The 17923-nt window shown below is 65.6% G+C and carries 18 protein-coding genes; 8 read left to right on the plus strand and 10 right to left on the minus strand.

The window, feature by feature from the left end:
• Positions 1–117: 117 nt before the first annotated feature.
• Positions 118–993, minus strand: coding sequence for a LysR family transcriptional regulator (locus tag C7402_RS28440; RefSeq protein WP_112176547.1), 876 nt, complete (start codon positions 991–993; stop codon positions 118–120).
• 139 nt (positions 994–1132) lie between these two features.
• Positions 1133–2038, minus strand: coding sequence for an NAD(P)/FAD-dependent oxidoreductase (locus C7402_RS28445; RefSeq protein WP_116612981.1), 906 nt, complete (start codon positions 2036–2038; stop codon positions 1133–1135).
• A gap of 130 nt (positions 2039–2168) precedes the next feature.
• Between C7402_RS28445 and C7402_RS28450 the strand changes: the two genes are divergently transcribed.
• Positions 2169–2609, plus strand: coding sequence for an Rrf2 family transcriptional regulator (locus C7402_RS28450; RefSeq protein ID WP_112176544.1), 441 nt, complete (start codon positions 2169–2171; stop codon positions 2607–2609).
• Positions 2610–2655: 46 nt separating this feature from the next.
• Here the strand turns inward: C7402_RS28450 and C7402_RS28455 are convergent, their stop codons facing one another.
• A complete protein-coding gene (locus C7402_RS28455) occupies positions 2656–3510 on the minus strand; it encodes an SDR family oxidoreductase (RefSeq protein WP_116612982.1) in 855 nt (284 codons plus the stop codon).
• Here C7402_RS28455 and C7402_RS46430 point away from each other — a divergent pair.
• Positions 3509–3715: a hypothetical protein gene (locus C7402_RS46430; RefSeq protein ID WP_133254568.1), complete on the plus strand. Its 207-nt coding sequence runs from the start codon at positions 3509–3511 to the stop codon at positions 3713–3715. The two genes, C7402_RS28455 and C7402_RS46430, sit on opposite strands and share 2 nt — an antisense overlap.
• Positions 3712–4722 carry a LysR family transcriptional regulator gene (locus C7402_RS28460; RefSeq protein WP_116612983.1) on the plus strand — a complete coding sequence of 337 codons (1011 nt, stop codon included), beginning with the start codon at positions 3712–3714 and terminating at the stop codon, positions 4720–4722. Before C7402_RS46430 ends, C7402_RS28460 begins: the two co-directional genes overlap by 4 nt.
• A 30-nt stretch (positions 4723–4752) precedes the next feature.
• On the opposite strand, the gene C7402_RS28465 is transcribed toward C7402_RS28460, so the two are convergent.
• Positions 4753–5445, minus strand: coding sequence for a glutathione S-transferase (locus C7402_RS28465; RefSeq protein WP_116612984.1), 693 nt, complete (start codon positions 5443–5445; stop codon positions 4753–4755).
• A gap of 156 nt (positions 5446–5601) precedes the next feature.
• On the opposite strand from C7402_RS28465, the gene C7402_RS28470 reads away from it, so the two are divergent.
• Positions 5602–6177, plus strand: a complete 576-nt coding sequence (locus tag C7402_RS28470) for a TetR/AcrR family transcriptional regulator (protein ID WP_116612985.1) — start codon at positions 5602–5604, stop codon at positions 6175–6177.
• 19 nt (positions 6178–6196) lie between these two features.
• Here C7402_RS28470 and C7402_RS28475 read toward each other — a convergent pair whose 3' ends face one another.
• The gene (locus C7402_RS28475) at positions 6197–6583 is read right to left on the minus strand and encodes a MerR family transcriptional regulator (RefSeq protein WP_112176534.1); all 387 of its coding nucleotides are present in this window, start codon (positions 6581–6583) and stop codon (positions 6197–6199) included.
• An 87-nt stretch (positions 6584–6670) separates the two neighbouring features.
• Between C7402_RS28475 and C7402_RS28480 the strand changes: the two genes are divergently transcribed.
• On the plus strand, positions 6671–7585 hold the full coding sequence (locus C7402_RS28480) for an alpha/beta fold hydrolase (RefSeq protein ID WP_116612986.1): 915 nt from the start codon (positions 6671–6673) through the stop codon (positions 7583–7585).
• Positions 7586–7610: 25 nt separating this feature from the next.
• On the plus strand, positions 7611–8516 hold the full coding sequence (locus C7402_RS28485; RefSeq protein ID WP_116612987.1) for an alpha/beta fold hydrolase: 906 nt from the start codon (positions 7611–7613) through the stop codon (positions 8514–8516).
• A 17-nt stretch (positions 8517–8533) separates the two neighbouring features.
• Here the strand turns inward: C7402_RS28485 and C7402_RS28490 are convergent, their stop codons facing one another.
• Entirely contained in the window at positions 8534–9073 is a 540-nt protein-coding gene (locus C7402_RS28490) for an Lrp/AsnC family transcriptional regulator (RefSeq protein ID WP_112176529.1), read from the minus strand.
• A gap of 162 nt (positions 9074–9235) precedes the next feature.
• On the opposite strand from C7402_RS28490, the gene mdeB reads away from it, so the two are divergent.
• Both mdeB and C7402_RS28500 read left to right on the plus strand, forming a co-directional pair.
• The gene (gene mdeB, locus C7402_RS28495) at positions 9236–11950 is read left to right on the plus strand and encodes an alpha-ketoglutarate dehydrogenase (RefSeq protein ID WP_116612988.1); all 2715 of its coding nucleotides are present in this window, start codon (positions 9236–9238) and stop codon (positions 11948–11950) included.
• Positions 11951–12137: 187 nt separating this feature from the next.
• Complete coding sequence (locus C7402_RS28500; protein WP_116612989.1) at positions 12138–12995, plus strand: VOC family protein; 858 nt, start codon at positions 12138–12140, stop codon at positions 12993–12995.
• A 58-nt stretch (positions 12996–13053) separates the two neighbouring features.
• Here the strand turns inward: C7402_RS28500 and C7402_RS28505 are convergent, their stop codons facing one another.
• From C7402_RS28505 to C7402_RS28520, 4 genes are read right to left on the minus strand one after another with little or no spacing between them, the layout of a single operon-like run.
• Positions 13054–13851: an ABC transporter ATP-binding protein gene (locus C7402_RS28505; protein ID WP_244314962.1), complete on the minus strand. Its 798-nt coding sequence runs from the start codon at positions 13849–13851 to the stop codon at positions 13054–13056.
• Complete coding sequence (locus C7402_RS28510) at positions 13848–14714, minus strand: ABC transporter ATP-binding protein (protein ID WP_112176524.1); 867 nt, start codon at positions 14712–14714, stop codon at positions 13848–13850. Before C7402_RS28510 ends, C7402_RS28505 begins: the two co-directional genes overlap by 4 nt.
• Before the next feature lie 12 nt (positions 14715–14726).
• Positions 14727–16550, minus strand: a complete 1824-nt coding sequence (locus C7402_RS28515; protein ID WP_116612990.1) for an ABC transporter permease — start codon at positions 16548–16550, stop codon at positions 14727–14729.
• A gap of 42 nt (positions 16551–16592) precedes the next feature.
• A complete protein-coding gene (locus tag C7402_RS28520) occupies positions 16593–17771 on the minus strand; it encodes an ABC transporter substrate-binding protein (RefSeq protein WP_116612991.1) in 1179 nt (392 codons plus the stop codon).
• Positions 17772–17923 lie beyond the last annotated feature (152 nt).

A 17923-nucleotide genomic window follows, 5' to 3' on the forward strand; every position in this document is an offset into this window, starting at 1 on the left:
CGGTTGCCTTCACTATCGCCGACGATAAAATGCCTGGCCAATGCCGTTTTCTGCGGCGGGCGATGCCTTGAAGGCATCACCGCGTACGGTTCCTTTTCCCCCGGTGAGCGCGCGACCCTACCGCAGTTGCTCGACGAATCGCTCCAGCGCCACGTTGGCGCCGTTCGCCACGAAGCAGAATTCGAGCGGCAGCGGCACCGAAAGGTCTTGCAACTCGACAAAACGTACGCGCGCGGGCGGCCGGTCGCGATTCGCGGCATTCACGATCGCGGCGCCCATGCCCGCTGAGACGAGCGACAGAATGGCCGTTTCGGTGCTGGCCTCCTGGCGGATATCGAGCGTGAGTCCGCGTTCGGCGCAGGCGGACAGCAGCCGGTCGTAATACGCCGGGTAGACGCGGCGCGGGAACGCGATAAACGGCGTTTGCCGCAGCGTGGCGGCCGCCACGGGCCCCGCCTGGCCGAGCGGCCACGCTTCGGGCACGGCCAGCACGACATTCTGTTCGAGCACGGGCACCCCGGCGATGCCTTCGGGCTGCACGCCCACGCGATAGCAAAAGCCGCCGTCGAGCCGCCCTGCCGCGATGGCTTCGAGTTGCTCGGGCGTGTTCATCGGTTGCAGTTCGAGCGAGACTTGCGGGACGACCCGCTCGAACTCGCGCAGCGCGCGGGAGACCACGCCGCTCCAGGCGGCATTTTCGACGAAGCCGATGCGCAGATGCCCGTGCAAGCCGGAGGCGATTTGCCGGGCGAGGCGATTGGCGGCATCGACGCGCGCGAGGATGTCGCGCGCCTCGGCGAGGTAGGCTTCGCCCGCGGCCGTGAGCGTCAGGCCGCGCGGCGTACGCTCGAACAGCGCCGCGCCGATGGCCTGTTCGAGGTCCTGGATCTGCCTCGATATCGCGGGCTGGGTCACGTGCAGTTGCTCGGAAGCCGCGCGTACGCCGCGCAGTTCGGCGACGGCGATGAAATAGCGGAGATGCCGGAGTTCCATGGGCGATGCGGGACCGGGACGTGGGAGCCTAATGGTAAATCAACGCGTGCGTATCATTCGATCCGCCTGCTTCCTGCCCGCTTTCCGCCCATATCCCGCCCACATCGCGACGACAACCCTCGACAGCCCGCTGCCCCGCTTACGCCGGGAAAATCAGCGACCGGTGCGCGGCCACGCCCGCCATGACGCCCGAGGCGGAGGCGAACGTGGCGTTCGTCATCGCGGACGACATATCGCCTGCGGCGTAGACGCCCGGCACGCTCGTTTCCTTCCAGTCGTTCACGCGAATCACAGGACCGATCGGCCCTTCGTCGATGGCGCAATCCAGTTGAGCGGCCAGATCGCTGGTTAGCTCGGTGCGCGGGCCTACGAACAGCGCGTCGACTGGAACGATGCGCCCGTCGACCAGACGCAGCGCCTCGATACCGGGCGCTTGGCCCAATACCTCGGCCACCGGCGTGCGCTCGATGCTCACGCCGCGCGCCTGCAAGTGCGCGGCCTCAATCGCACCGGGTTCGAGCACGCCCTGCGTGAACCACGTCGTCGGGCCCCAGTCGGGAATCAGCATGGCCTGATGGAGCGAGTGCGCATGCGTGGCCAGCACGCCCAGCCGCCGGCCGCCCACCTCATAGCCGTGACAGTAAGGACAGTGCAGCACGCTCACGCCCCAGCGCTCGGCCAGGCCCGGTATGGCGGGCAGTTGGTCCTTGATGCCCGTGGCGAGAATGAGGCGCGCCGCCGTGCTGCGCGAACCGTCGGCGAGTTCGATCTGAAACGCGCCCTGTTCGCCGGACGCCCGGCGCGCCTCGCCCTTGACCCACGTCACCGTGGGATAGGCGAGCAACTGCTTCGTTGCGGTGGCGGCGATTTCGGCCGGCGGCACACCGTCCTGACCGAGAAAACCGTGTGCATGCGCCGCGAAACGGTTGCGCGGCAAGCCGGCGTCGATCAACAGGACGCGCCGCCGCGCCCGCGCGAGTTGCATGGCGGCCGACAGGCCCGCGAAGCTGCCGCCGACGATCGCGACATCGTAGTGTTCTTGCATGAGTGCTTTTCCGGTTGGGTGGGAGGCACACGTCGCGCGACATGACACCATCATGAAACATCAGGAGTTACATGATAGGTCGAATGGTATCATTCATGCAACTTCAAATGTTTCGAGAGAGAGTGCGTCGATGAGAACGGATAGCCGACTGTCCCGCGTGCTGCACGCGCTGCTGCATATGGAACACGCCGACCACCCCCTGACTTCCGAGGCGATCGCCGAGATGCTGTGCACGAACCCCGTTGTCGTGCGCCGCTTGCTGGCGGGCCTGCGCGAGAGCGGCTACGTCCAGTCGGAAAAGGGGCACGGCGGCGGATGGGCGCTCAGTGTGGCGCTCGACGACATCACGTTGCTCGACGTGTATCGCAGCGCGGGCGAGCCCGCCCTCTTCTCCGATCTCGTGAGCGAGGACGATCCGCAATGTCTCGTCGAGCAGGCGGTGAATGCGCATCTTTCGGCCACCGTGCGCGAAGCCGAAGAAGCCTTGCTCAAGAAGTTCGCCAATGTCACGCTGGGCGACCTGTCACGCGAGATCAGGAAAAAAGGCCGACGCATGCATGCCCCGCGCTAACGCCGCCCGGCGCTCGCTGGTCGCTCATTAGTCGCTCATTGACTGCTCACACGGCGTCCGCGAAATCCGTTGCCACGGCCGCCTCCTTCCAGGCCGCGAGATCCTGCTTCACCGCCGCGATCTTTTGATCGGCCAGGTCCACGGCGATCCTGCCCGCGAACAGGTGCAACGGTGGCGACGCCTCATTGGCGCAATCGACGATCAACGCGGCCAGTTTGTCCGGATCGCCCGGCTGGCGGCCATGCAGCGTGTCGAGGTGCAAATCGAGCGAGGCCTTTGCTTCGGAATATTCATCGATCTGGCGCCTGGCCACCGCGAGCGCACCGTCCGCCAGAAAGTCCGTGCGCACGGGGCCCGGATACACCACGGTCACCTTGATGCCGAGTTCCGCCACGTCGGCCGCGAGTGATTCGCTCAGGCCCGCGAGCGCGAACTTGGTCGCCACATAGCTGCCCCAGCCCGCGTAGCCGCCCTGATAGCCGACGATCGACGCGATATTGATGACGTGCCCGCTGCGCCGGGCTCGCAGGCGCGCGAGCGCATGCCGCAGCACCGTGACCGGCGCGAAGAAGTTCACGTCGAAATTGCGCCGGATTTCATCGTCCGACAGGGCTTCCACGGTGCCTTGCTGCGCGTAGCCCGCGTTGTTGACGATCACGTCGAGCCGGCCAAACGTGGCGAACGCCTGTTCGAGCGCCGCGCGCACGCTGTCGTCCTGGGTCAGATCGACCTCGAGCGGCAAAAATTGCGCCGACGCTTCACCAAACGACTCGACCAGCGATTCGAGCGTTCGCGACGTGGCGGCGACGCAATCGCCACGTTTGAGAAGTTGCGTCACGAGGTGTTGTCCCACGCCCTTCGACGCGCCGGTGACGAACCAGATTTTCGATGTGCTGCCCATGTTCAAGCTCCTGTGCGGGTTTTTCAAGGTGGATGCCGAAGCAGACCGTCTGCTTCCCGCAAAATATAGGCAAGCGACCCGCAACGAACTAGCCCCTGATCGGCGGATTTATAATCACGAAAATCTTGCCAATCGTTTGTGCATCGTTCGTGAGTCGTTTGTGAGTCACACGCTGCCGGACGGGAATCGGGAATCGGAAAAGTGAACGAGATCAGGGCAATCACGGTGTTTCTGCGCGCGGCCACGCTCGGCAGCCTGCGCAAGGCGGCGGCTGATCTGGGCATTGCGCCGCAGGCCGCGAGTCTCGCGCTCGCGCAGCTCGAACAGCATCTGGACCTACGGCTCTTTCATCGCACCACGCGCAGCCTCAGCCTGACCGAAGCGGGCGAACGGTTTCTGGGCGAGGTGCAGCCGGCCCACGAGGGCTTGCTGAAGGCGCTCGCCGACGCCCGGCGCGGCAAGGAAACCATGGCCGGGCCGTTGCGCGTAAGCGCCCCGCAAAGCCTGGGGAAAGCCGTGCTGTGGCCATTCATCCTGCGGTTTCGCGAGCGCTATCCCGAAGTCGCGCTCGACTTGCAGTTCGACGACCGGTTTTCCGACTGGATCGCCGATCGCATCGACGTGGGTTTCCGGGGCGGCCTGCCCGCGGACGGCCGGCTCATCGCCCGAAGGCTGATGCCCGTGCAGCTCATTGTGTGCGCGTCGCCGGACTACGTGGCGCAACGCGGCGCGCCGCAGCATATCGACGAGTTGGCGAACCACGCGTGCACGGGCTACCGGCAGCCGAACACGGGACGCGTCGCGCCGTGGGTGTTCCGCGTCGGCAAGGAGACGGTGTACCGCGACGTGCCTACCGTGCTCTGCACCAACGAACCCGAACTCGAAACGGACGCCGTTGCGAGCGGCGTCGGTATCGGACAACTGGGGAGTTTCAGCGCGGTTCCCCTGATTCGCACCGGTCGTTTGCTGCCCTTGCTGACCCACAACCTGAGCGACGATCTGGGGCTCTACATCTGCTACGCAAGGCGCGCGCAAATGCCCCTGAGGGCGCGCACCTTCATCGATTTCATGGTCGATGCGCTGGCGGGCAACACGGGCTGGGTGCTGACTCGCGAGGAACTTGCGGCGGCGAATTCAGCGAGTGCGGCGAGTGCGGCGAAACGTCGGCCCACTCCCAGGAAAAGCGCCTCGGGAGCGCGCCGTTCGGCGTAGCGGGAACCAGGCGTGATGGCTTTTTGACGGCTACGCGTGCGAGGAGTAGGCAGGCTGTCGCGCCACGCTCTCGCGCGCCATCATGCGCGCATGCCATGCTTGCAGTGCTTCGCATTCCGAAGGAACAGGAAGCTTCACGATCGAGGCAAAGAGCAAACCCGCGATGACCGTGATGTCGGCCATCGAGAATGCCTCTCCGGCGACAAACGGCTGCTGCCTGAGCACACCGTCGAAATAGTGCATGCCCCGCACCGCCTTGTCGCGTTGACGCAAGCCCCACTCGGCGTTCTGGTAAAGCTCCACGTCTGGCCCGAGCCCCGGCGTCGCGTGATGAAAGTACACGCTCACGGCGTCGAGCAACTCCAGCTCGGCGCGCTTGTTCATCATGTGGATCACCCCTCTTTCGCGCGCCGTGCAGCCCGTGAGCACAGGCGCACCGTCGAGCGCATCGAGGTACTCGGTAATCGCCGTGCATTCGGCGATGAGCGTGCCGTCGTCGAGTTCGAGCACCGGCAGCGTGCCCGAATAATTCTTGCGCGCAATGAATTCGGGCCGTTTGTGCTCCCCCTTGTACAAATCGACCATCACGAACCGGACGTGCGATGCCAGGCCCTTCTCCGCCAGCGCAATGCGCACGCGGGTGGGATACGGGCCGCGCGGGAAATCGTAAATCGTCATGGCGGGGTGCCTGGCCGCTGCGCGGTGGGCGGTGCTGGATGTCATTGCCGGCCTCTCTTCGTATGAGCAATGGGTTAGGCGCGGCGATGCGGGAGCCCGCCGCGCTTGCGTAAATTCATCTACCTAACGATCGTTAGGTTAACCATAAAGGCTATAATCGGAGGCGTCAACCACAAATTCGTGTAGGCGGAGGCGAAGGCAGTGAAGAACGACGCGGGCTCAAGTTCCCGGGAGAAGATCCTGCTGGCCGCGACCCGGATCGCGCAGGCGCATGGCTACAACGGGTTGAATGTCCGCGAGCTGGCGGACGAGGTGGGCATCAAGGCCGCGAGCCTCTACCATCACTTCGCGAACAAGGCCGACCTTGGCGCGGCGGTCGCGCGGCGTTACTGGGAGAACACCGCGGCGGCGCTGGAGGCGGAACTCGCCGGGGCCGTGGATGCGCGCGAGTGCCTGCGGCGCTACCCGGCCACGTTTCGCAAGGCGCTTGAGAGCGGCAATCGCATGTGCCTGTGCAGTTTCATGGCCGCCGAATCCGACGACCTGCCCGACGAGGTGATGCAGGAAGTTCGCACCTTCGCCGACGTGAACGTGGCGTGGCTGGCCAAGGTGCTGCGCGCGGCGAACGTGGTCGACGCCGCGCAGAGCGAACAACGGGCGCGCGCCATCTTCGCGGCCATCGCCGGCGCGCAGTTGCTTGCAAGGAGCCGCGCGGACCTATCGCTCTACGATGCGTTGATCGACGGCTATCGCGCGGCGGGCCTGCTGCCGGCCTAGCCGTCGTGCCGTTGCACGCTCACTCGACGGGCGGAACCGCGCCTTCCGACAAGGTCTTGATGAGCCGCGAACGCCGCTTTTCGAGGTCGGCGATCTGGCGATCGATGGCTTCGAGGCGTTGCCGCTGGACATCGGTGATCTGGTCGCAGGAACGCGCGCCGTCGATCAGCAGCATGCAATCGGGAAAGCCGCGAATATCGTCGATGGTGAAGCCGCTCGCGATCATGCGCTGGATCTGCCTGACCTGCGTAAGCGCCTTGGCGGGGAATATGCGGTAGCCATTGCTCGCGCGCACCGAGGCGAGCAAACCGTGCTCGTCGTAGTGGCGGATCGATCGCACGCTGGCGCCGGTGCGTTGTGAAAGCTCGCCAATGGAGAGCATCTCGTTCGAGGGCATCGTGTTCATGAAACGAGACTAGCACAAAGACGCTTGACTCTCACACCAGTGTGAGGGTTGAGACTGGGCGCACTGTCCACTCTTGAGGAACGCACCATGCGCGCCCGAATGCTCACCTCATTGCCGTTTGCCGCGATCACGGCAGCCATGCTGTTCGCCACGCCGCCCGACGCGGCTGCCGCCCCTGCCCCTGCCAGCTACATGGTCACGTCGAACGACGGGGTGAAACTGGCAGTGCAGGAAAGCGGTAACCCTGACGGTCCTCCGGTTATTCTGATTCACGGCCTGCTCGGCAGCCGTCTGAACTGGCAGGCGCAGGTGCAAAGCCCCGAGTTGCGCCAATACCGCATCATTACGTACGATTTGCGCGGCCACGGGCTATCGGACAAACCATCGGGCGCCGAGCCGTACCGCGACGGCCGCCGTTGGGGCGATGACCTCGCGGCGGTCATCAAGGGCTCGCACGCGCGCAAGCCCGTGCTGGTGGGCTGGTCGCTTGGCGGCGTGGTGATATCGAACTACCTGGCGGCGTACGGCGATCGTGAGATTGCCGGGGCCGTGTATGTCGATGGCGTGGTCGAACTCACGCCCGAGCAACTCGTGAGTCACCCGCAGGTCTACGAAGACATGAATTCACCCGACCTGAAAACCCATCTCGACGGCGAGCGCACGTTCGTCGGCCTGTGCTTCAACCGTCAGCCGGAGCCGGACACGTTCGACCGTCTGGTGGCGAACGCGGCGATGGCGTCGTGGGACATGCAGCGCGAAATCCCCACGATGACGGTGTCCGCGGCCGAAGGCATCGGCCAGGCGCGCGTGCCCCTGCTCTTTCTCTACGGCGGCCGCGATGCACTGGTCAATACGCGCGCGACGCTGGAGCGCGCGAGCGCGCTGAATCCGCGCATCGCCACCAAGGTGTACGCCGAGTCGGGGCATGCGCCATTCATTGAGGAATCCGATCGTTTCAATCGCGATCTGGCCGAATTCGTCAGGACGGCGTCCGCGCAATGACGCACGGCGCGACAAGGAGATATTGATGACACCCGAAGCCGAACGCACCACGGTGAAGGACTTCTTTCCAGGCTTCGCCGATCTCGAAGTCGAAACGGACGATGTCTCGTTTCGCGGCAAGATTGGCGGAAGCGGATCGCCGGTGCTGCTGTTGCACGGCTACCCGCAAACCCACGTTGCCTGGCGCCTGATCGCGCCCGCGCTCGCCAGGTCGCACACCGTCGTCGTGCCCGACCTGCCGGGATACGGCGCGAGCCGCACCCGCAACGACACGCCGCGATGGGGCAAACGCCGCGTGGCGGCGGCGCTCACGGCGTTGATGGACACGCTCGGGCACGAGCGCTTCGCAGTCGTCGGGCATGACCGGGGCGCACGCGCGGGGTATCGGCTTGCCCTGGATCACCCCCGGCGCGTCGCCGCGTATGCCTCGCTGACCGTCATCCCGACGATGGATGCGCTCGCCGGCGTGGACAAGGCTTTCGCGCTCAACGCCTGGCACTGGTTCTTTCTGGCTCAACCGGCCGATCTGCCCGAGCGGATGCTGGCGGCCGACCCCGACGCCTATATCGACGCCGCGCTGGCGAAGATGGCGGGAGGGCTCGACCGGATCGATCCGTTGGCGCTTGACGCGTATCGAACCGCGTTCAGGAACCCGGATGTGCGTCATGCGATATGCGAGGACTATCGCGCCGCCGTCACCGAGGATCTCGAACACGACACGAGCGACTTCGCCGCCGGACGCAAGCTCGCCTGCCCGGTGCTCGTGCTATGGAGCGAGCGGGAGCAGAAGGCGCGCAAAACATCGCCGGTCGAAACGTGGTCCAGGTGGGCCGACAACGTGCGGGGCGAGGCCTTGCCTGGCGGTCATCTGCTGCCCGAGGACGCGCCCGGTGAGGTGCTCGCCGCCCTCGGCCGTTTCCTCAGCGACTAAGGCGCGGCGTCACACGCTCAAGTCCACTCGATCGGCGCATCGTGCCGCGCGACGAGTTCCATCCCGCTCGCCGGCAACGGCAGCGCCGTCTTGTAGCGGACCTGCTTGAGCGCGAAGCTCGACCGGATATTCGACACGCCGGGAATTTTCGTGAGCCAGTGCACGATGAAGTGCTCCAGGCTCTGCATGTCGGGCATCACGACGCGCAGCAGGTAATCGGCGTCGCCGGTCATCAGATAGCACTCCATGACCTCGGGCCGTTCCGCGATCGCTTCTTCGAAGCGGTTCAGCGCGTCTTCCACCTGTTTCTCCAGGCTGACCTGGATAAACACATTCAGATGCAGCCCGAGGGCTTCCGCGTCCAGCAGCGTGACCTGCTGGCGGAACAGCCCGAGCCGCTCCAGCGTTCGCACGCGATTGAAGCACGGCGTCGATGAAAGATTGACGGCGCGCGCCAGTTCGGCGTTGGTGATGCGAGCGTCTTTCTGAAGCTGCTGCAAGATCGCGATGTCGATGCGGTCGAGCCGGCGGGGGCCGGACTTCTGTTCTGAAGTCATAGTGCGCAAATTCCTCAAACAAGCCGATTGAAGGAATTTCTACACTATACGGTAACGATTCCGGAGTCAAAAGAGACGCACATTCTGCGGCTCGGCGCGTAAGCTGGCACGACGATCCCAAGCAAGTTCAGACACCCGTTTTCCCCCATCCGGAGTTGTGTCATGACCGATTTATCGAGCGGCGGTGCGTCGCTGCTGGCCCTTACCCAAAGCAAGGAAGACGGTGATCCGCACGAGACCGCCGAGTGGCTCGACGCCCTGGACGGCGTCATCCAGCACGTGGGCCTCGACCGGGCGCAGTACCTGTTCGACCGCCTTGCCGCCCATGCGCTGTCGCGCGGCGTCGCGACGGCCCGCGCTAGCAAGACGCCCTATGTGAACACGATCCCGGTCGAGCAACAGGGCCCGTACCCGGGCGACGTGGAAACGGAAGAACGGCTTGCGGCGGCGTTGCGCTGGAACGCCCTGGCCATGGTGGTTCGCGCGAACCGGGCCTATGGCGAACTCGGCGGACACGTCGCCAGTTACGCGTCGGCGGCCGACCTGTTCGAAGTCGGCTTCAATCACTTCTTTCGCGGTGCGAGCGCCGCGGGCGGAGGCGACCTGGTGTACTTCCAGCCGCATTCGTCGCCGGGTGTCTACGCGCGGGCGTATCTCGAAGGCTTTCTCGACGAAACCCATCTCGAACACTACCGCCGGGAGATCGCGGGGCCGGGCCTGTGTTCGTATCCGCACCCGTGGCTGATGCCGGACTTCTGGCAGTTCCCCACGGGCTCGATGGGGATCGGGCCGATCAATGCCATCTACCAGGCGCGTTTCATGCGCTATCTCCAGAATCGCGGCCTCTCGACCACCGATGAGCGCAGAGTCTGGGGATTTTTCGGCGACGGCGAGATGGACGAGCCCGAATCGATCGGCGCGTTGTCGCTCGCCGCGCGCGAGGGTCTCGACAACCTGGTCTTCGTGATCAACTGCAATCTCCAGCGGCTCGACGGCCCGGTGCGCAGCAACGGCCGCATCATCGACGAACTCGAAGCGCAATTCACGGGTGCGGGCTGGAACGTCATCAAGGTGCTCTGGGGTTCGGACTGGGACGCCCTGTTCGCGCGCGATCGCACCGGTGCGTTGCTGCGCGCCTTTTCCAATACGGTGGACGGCCAGTTCCAGACCTTCTCCGCGAACGACGGCCAGTACAACCGCGAACGATTCTTCAACCAGAATCCCGAGCTTGCGGCACTGGCGGCCCATTTGAGCAACGACGACATCGACCGCCTGCGCCGTGGCGGCCACGACGTTCGCAAGCTCCACGCCGCGTATCACAAGGCGACCGGCCACCGCGGCCAGCCGACCGTCATCCTCGCCAAGACCATGAAGGGTTTCGGCATGGGCCCGATCGGCCAGGGGCGGATGACGACGCACCAGCAGAAAAAGCTCGACGTCGAGCAACTCAAGGCGTTCCGGGACAGGTTCCGCTTGCCCTTGTCGGATGAGGACGTCGAGCAGTTGCGCTTCTACAAGCCCGCCGCCACGAGTGCGGAGATGAAGTACCTCCACGATCGCCGGGCGGCGCTCGGCGGCTACCTGCCCCGGCGGCGACAGGCAGCGTCGTCGGTTCCGGCGGTGCCCGATCTCGCTTCCTGGGCGCAGTTCTCGCTAGATGCCAACGGCCGCGAAATGTCCACGACCATGGCGGTCGTGCGCATGCTGGGCAGTCTCCTGAAGGACCCGACGCTCGGGCCGCGCGTCGTCCCGATCGTCGCTGACGAGGCGCGCACCTTCGGCATGGCCAACCTGTTCCGCCAGGTCGGGATCTATTCGCCGCTTGGTCAGTTGTACGAACCAGAGGACCTCGGCACGATGCTGTACTACCGCGAGGACAGCGGCGGCCAGATCCTCGAGGAAGGCATTTCGGAAGCCGGCGCCATCTCGTCGTGGATCGCCGCGGCGACGTCGTACAGCGTTCACGATCTGCCGATGCTGCCCTGCTACATCTACTACTCGATGTTCGGCTTTCAGCGCATCGGCGACCTGATCTGGGCGGCGGCGGACCAGCGCGCGCGCGGTTTCCTGATTGGCGCCACGGCGGGCAAGACGACGCTCGGCGGAGAAGGACTTCAGCATCAGGACGGCACAAGCCATCTCGCCGCATCGACGGTGCCCAACTGCCGGGCCTACGATCCCGCGTTTGCCTACGAGGTCGCGCTCATCATGGATGAAGGCATGCGGGAGATGGTCGAACGTCAGCGCGACGTGTTTTATTACCTGACCGTCACCAACGAAAACTACGCGCAACCCTCCGCACCGGCCGCCGATCTCGAATCGCTGCGCGCGGGGGTGCTCAAAGGCATCTACCCGCTTCACGACGCACAAGGCACTGAAGCAAGCGTTCAGTTGCTGGGCTCGGGGGCGATCCTCGGCGAAGTGCTCGCGGCCGCGCAACTGCTCAGGCAAGACTGGGGCATCGAGGCGGCGGTGTGGAGTGTCACGAGCTTCACCGAACTGCATCGCGACGGTGTCGCCGCCGAGCGGAATCGGCGCTTCAGTGCGGCGGAGGTTGGAACGCCGCCCTATGTGACGTCGGTGCTCGAAGGCTCCCGTGGCCCGGTCGTCGCGGCGACGGACTATGTGCGCGCCGTGCCCGAACTGATTCGCGCCTACGTGCCACGACGCTATGTCACGCTCGGCACCGACGGCTTTGGCCGCAGCGACACGCGCGCGGCCCTGCGCGAGTTCTTCGAGGTCGATCGAATCGCCATTGCGATTGCGGCGCTCGGCGCGCTCGCGGACGAAGGCGCGATCGAGCGCACTGTGCTCAAGGCGGCGATCGAGCGATATGCAAGGGAAAACACGCCGACGGCGCCGACGTGGGAGCGTTGAACCACCAGGCGAGAGACGGGGCGCAAGGCCCCGCCTTCTGCCAAATCGCGCTGAACAAATCACGATCGCTTGGTTCTAGGCGTGCGCAACAGTCAGTACACTTTTGAGCGTCTTTCCCACCCAGCGGAATCGCAGCGGGCTTCGTGGCATGCGTTCCGCACCCTGCACACTGGAGGAATACGCTGCAATGAGTCGCATCCCCGCCCCCGTACTCGACCACGTCGTCGTCAACGTCAAGGATCAGCTCGACCAGGCGTCGGACATCTATCGCAAGCTGGGCTTTGCCCTGACCGCGCGCGGTCATCACTCGCTCGGATCGAGCAATCACCTCGCGATCTTCGGCGAGAACTATCTGGAACTGCTCGGCTTCGAGCCAGGCAAGCGCGTGAACCGCCCGGACATTGTCGATGCGCCGCCGGGCCTCTCGGGACTCGTGTTCAAGACCGACGATTCGTTCGCGCTGCACGAGGCGATCACCGCGCGCGGCATTGCGGTCGAGCCGCCCGCCGAATTCTTCCGTCCCGTTCAACTGGAAGGCGGCGCACAGGACGCGCGCTTTCGCACCGTGCGTCTTGGCGCGGAACTCGTGCGCAACGGCCGCACGTTTTTCTGCCATCACTTCACGCCGCAGCTCGTATGGCGCGACGAGGACCGGGAGCATCCGAACGGCGTGACCGACATTGTCGGCTTCGTCGTCGCTTCGCCCACGCCGCAACGGATCGCCGATCTCTATGAGCGTCTGTTCGGGCCCGGCGTCATCGAGCCGGTCAGCGAGGATCATTATCGTCTGAAGGCCGGGCGCGCGAGCGTCGAGTTCGTGACGCCGGCCGAGGCCGAGCGCCGATATGGCGCGGTTGCCGTCACCCAGGATGGGAGCGAGCGCTACGTGGCGCTGGATCTGCGCGTGCGTTCGCTCAGCACGTTGCGGCAACTGTTCGCACGCAACGGCGTTGCCTTCGCCACAACTGCGGACGGCGCGCTGCGCGTGGCCGCCGCCGATGCCGCGGGCGTCGCGCTGCGCTTCGTGGAAGGCGGCGCGGCGTGAGGGAAAAGTAATGCGAGGCGGCGCGCGAACGATTTCGCGCGCCGCCTGCTCCCATCGGTTACGACGCCGTTTGTGCCGCGAGCGGGCCGCCCAGGTAGGCGTCGCGAATGCGCTCGTCCGCAAGCAGCGCGGAAGCCTCGCCAGAGAGCACCACACGCCCCGTTTGCAGCACGTAGCCGCGATGCGCGATCTGCAAGGCGAGACTCGCGTTCTGCTCCACCATGAAGAACGTCACGCCCTGGGCGTTGATCGTGCGGATCAGGTCGAGCACCTTGTCGACGTAAAGCGGCGAGAGCCCCATGGTCGGCTCGTCCATGCACACGAGCTTCGGTCGGCTCATCAGCGCGCGCGCCATCGCGAGCATCTGCTGCTCGCCGCCCGAGAGCGTGCCGGCGCGCTGGTTGAGCCGCTCCTTCACACGCGGGAATAAGGTCAGCATACGCTCGTAGTCTTCCGCAATGCCTTCGCGGTCGCGCCGCGTGAAGGCACCCATCAGCAGATTCTCGCGCACGCTCATGTCGCCGAACAGCCGCCGCGCCTCGGGCACGGAGGCAATGCCGCGGCGCACGATCTGTGCGGTATCGAGCCCGTCGAGCGGTGCGCCGTCGAAGCTCACCGTACCGGCGCGCGCCTTGTGCAGGCCGAGAATCACCTTCATGGTGGTCGATTTGCCGCTTGCGTTGCCGCCGAGCAGGCAGACAATCTCGCCGCGCGGCACCGCCACCGTCACGCCGAAATGGACCTGGCTCTGGCCATAGAACGTGTCGATGTGGTCGAGCTTCAGGAGCGGCGTGGTCATGGTGCGGCGTTCGCGGGTCGGGTCGTTGAAAAGTGGAATGACTTGCGCCTCGCTCATACGGCCACCGCGCGCGAAAGGTCGTCGGCGCCCACATGGCGATGGCCGAGATAGGCTTCGATCACGGCGGGGTCGTGGCGCACCTCGTGCGGCGCGCCCTGCGCGATGACGCGGCCCTCGTCGAGCACGAGCACGCGGTCGGACAGCGTCATCACGAGTTCGAGCTTGTGCTCGATGAGCAGAATGGTCAGCCCTTCGCGCTTGAGTTCGAGCAGCAGCGCGAGCATTTCGGCCGTTTCGGATTCGTTCATACCGGCGGTCGGTTCGTCGAGCAGCAGAATGCGCGGGCCGAGCATCAGCGCGCGCGCGATCTCCACGCGCCGCCGGTTCGCATAGGAGAGGCTGTGCGCGGGCTGGTCGACACGCGGCGTGAGCCGCTCGCCAAAGCGCTCGATCACCGCGTGCGCTTCGGCGCGCAGCGCGGCCTCGGCGCGCCGCACGGCGGGCGGCTGAAACAACGCGCGCAGCAGTTCCGCCACCGCGCCCGCAACCGGCCAGCCACGGCGCGCGACTTCGAGGCGCGCATGCGCGCCCATCAAGACGTTGTCGAGCACGCTCAGGTTGCCAAACACGCGGCCATGCTGGAACGTGCGCGCAAGGCCTCGCGCGGCAAGCTGCTCGGGCGCGTAGCCCGTGACGTCCTCGCCGTCGAAGCGGATCACGCCTTCGTTGGGCATGTCGGCGCCCGCGAGCAGATTGAAGAGCGTCGACTTGCCCGCGCCGTTCGGACCGATCACGCTCACGCATTCGCCGCGCGCAATCGAAAAGCTCACCCCCGCTACAGCGGTCAGCCCGTCGAAGCGGCGCGTGACGTTACGCACATCGAAGAGGATTTCGGCATTCGCCGTGGCATTCGTGGACATGGTGTTTCCCCTTCAAACCGAACCGAACAAGCCCTGAGGCCTGAACCGCACGAGCAGCAAAAGCACGACGCCGTACACGAGCATGCGATACTCCGCGGCGAAGCGGAACAGCTCGGGCAGGCTGATGAGCGCCGTCGCGCCGATGATTGCGCCCGCAACATTCCCCAGGCCGCCGAGAATCACCATGGTCAGCCCGAGAATCGAGACCTGCGAGTCGAAGGTCTGGTAGTTGATATAGCTGTACAGGTGCGCGGCGATGCCGCCGCCTATGCCCGCCGCGAATCCGCCCCACGCGAACGCGAGCGCCTTGTAACGGTTCGGTTTGACACCATAGGCGCGCGCGGCCACGTCGTCTTCACGCACCGCGCGCCACGTGCGGCCCAGATGCGAGTGCAGCAGCCGCAGTTGCAGCAGCGCGAGCACGATCAACACGGCGAGCGTGAACCAGTAGACCGAGCGTGCGCTGTCGAGCGTCCAGCCGAACAGCGAGAGCGGCGCGATGCCCGACACGCCGATGGGACCGCGTGTGAGACCATCCCAGTTGAGCACGACGAGCCCCACGATCTCTCCAATGCCGAGCGTCGCGATCGAGACATAATGGCCGCGCAGGCGGAACGACGGATACACGAGCAGCGTGCCGAGCGCCGCCGTCAGCAGCCCCGCGAGCACGATGGTCAACGCGGGCGACCAGCCGAAATCGGCCGAGAGCAGCGCCGAGGCATAGGCGCCGATCAACAGCAGCGCAGCGTGCCCCAGCGAAATCTGCCCTACCGTGCCCGCCACAAGCGTGAGACTCAGCGCAAGCAGGCCGTAGATCCACGCGTTCGTGAGCGTCTGCAATACATAGCCGGAAGAGACCGCGAACGGCAGCGCGGCGGCGATCGCGATGAGGACGGCGATCACAGGTTTGGGCACGTTGATCGCGCGCCGGTTCGAAACGAAGGTGCCCGTAAGCGGCTCGGGCGGCAGGCGCCGGTTCGCGCTGAACAAACCGTTAGGACGCCACACGAGAAACGCCAGCAGCAGCACGAACGCAAACAGGTCGCGGTAGCTCGTGCCAAAGAGCGCCACACCGTAGCTTTCCACGAGGCCGAGAATCAGGCTGCCCGCAATCGCGCCCGGCACGTTGCCGAGGCCGCCTATGAGCAGCGCCACGACGCCCTTGAGGGTGGCCTGGAAGCCCATCGCCGGGTCGATGCTGTTGTAGTACATGCCGACGAGCAAGCCGCTCAGCCCGCCCAGTCCGCACGCGATCGCGAACACCACGCGGTTCACCGCGTTGACGTCCACGCCCATCTGCTGCGCCGCGTCGCGATCCTGCGCCGTCGCGCGCACGGCCCAGCCAAGGCGGCTAAAGCGCAGGAACGCATAGAGCACGGCGGCCGCGCCGATGCCGATCGCCGCGATCAGCACGTCGAGCGAGCCCAGCGTGGCGCCGCCGATCGAGAGCGTCCAGTTCGGCAGCGGTGACGGCACCGGGCGCGGGTCAGGCCCGAACACAAGTTGCGCGAGCTGGTCGAGCACGAAACTGATGCCGATGGTGGCGAGCAACGGTGCGATGCGCGCCGCGCCTTGCAGCGGCCGCAGCCCGATGCGCTCGATCGCCATGCCGAGCACCGCGCAAGCCGCGATGGTGGCGGCGAGCGCGAGCGGCAACGGTAAGCCAAGCCGCGTGAGACACAGCCAGCCGACGAACGCGCCCACCATGTAGACGGAGCCGTGGGCGAAGTTGATGAGATGCGAGACGCCGAAGATCAGCGCCAGCCCCACAGCCAGCAACGCATAGATGTTGCCGACGATCAGGCCGTTGAGAGTGTAGTCAAGCCATGCGCTCATGGTCGCCAGGTTTCCGTTTGGAGGCCTAAGGAGTCGCCACGCTTATTGCGTACGCAGCGCGCTTGCGCCGTCCCAGCGCGCGAACTTGCCGTCCTTCACGACGAGATCCTGATTCTTCGCGCCCGCCACGCGGCGCGTTTGCGCATCGAAGCGGAAGTGCCCGAAAATCACGCTCGGCACATCGTCGATCTTCGCGAGGCCGTCGTGCACGGCGGCGCGCGTCGCGCCGTAGCGGCGCAGCAGTTCGCCCGAGAGAATCATGGCGTCGTAGGCACGCGCGGCGAACGTGTCGGGGTCGGCGCCGTACTTCGCGCGATAGCGCTGCACGAAGCTCTGCACCTCGGGGCGCGGATCGCCGGGGAAGAAGTTCGACTCGGTATAGACGCCGTTCACGGCGTTGCCGCCGAGTTCGAGAAACTTCGGCGAGTACACCGACCCCACTGCCGCGATGGGCAGCGTGACGCCGGCGGTGCGCGCCTGACGCACGATCTGCGCGCCGTCCGAGTAGTACGAGATCAGCACGATCGAATCGGGGTTCGCGCTGCGCACACGCGTGAGCGTGGCGCGAAAGTCCTTTTCGTCGGGCTGGTAGCCTTCGGCGGCCACGATCTGCGCGCCGTTCGAACGCGCGGCCTTCGCGAAGATGTCCTCGCTCGTGCGGCCCCAGTCGGTGTTCAGATAGAGCACCGCAATCTTCTTGAAGCCCAGGCCGCCCGTCACGTACCGCGCGAGCATCGGCTGTTCCTCGGCCTGGCTGATCGCCGTGCTCCACATATAGTCGCCGCCCTTCGTGAAGTCGGGGTGCGAGTTCGTGAAGCCGAACTGCACGAGGCCCGCGCGCTGATAGATGGGCGAAGCCGCCATCGAAGCGCCGCTGGAGAGGTCGCCCAGTTCGAGCAGGATACGGCTGTCGCCCGTGAACTTCTGCGCGATCGCCACGGCCTGGCGCGGGTCGCTGCGGCTGTCCTCGAACTCGTATTGCAACGGATGGCCGTGAATGCCGCCGCTACCGTTGATCTGTTCGAGCGCGAGGTCGAAGCCGCGCTTCCACTGCTCGCCGTACTGCGCGTCCTGGCCGGTGAGCGGCCCGCTCACGCCCACCCAATAGGGATCGGCCGCGTGCGCCGCGTAAGGCAACGCAAACGCGCCGAGGCACGCCAGCGTGCGCAACCACTTGAATGGCGCGAACGCGCCGCCCTCTTTGCCTGACCGGTTCGACATGCTTGATTCCCATACGACGGATTGAAGTGCTGCGATCTAATCACGCGCTAAATACGCGAACCAACCAAGTTTCGAGTTAAAGCTATTAAGTGCGATTGTGAAATGCTTATTCGTTTTGCGGGATTGCGCCGTTGCACGCACTGCGCCCAGGT

This window comes from Paraburkholderia unamae, from assembly GCF_003096875.1.
Taxonomy (GTDB): Bacteria; Pseudomonadota; Gammaproteobacteria; order Burkholderiales; family Burkholderiaceae; genus Paraburkholderia; species Paraburkholderia unamae.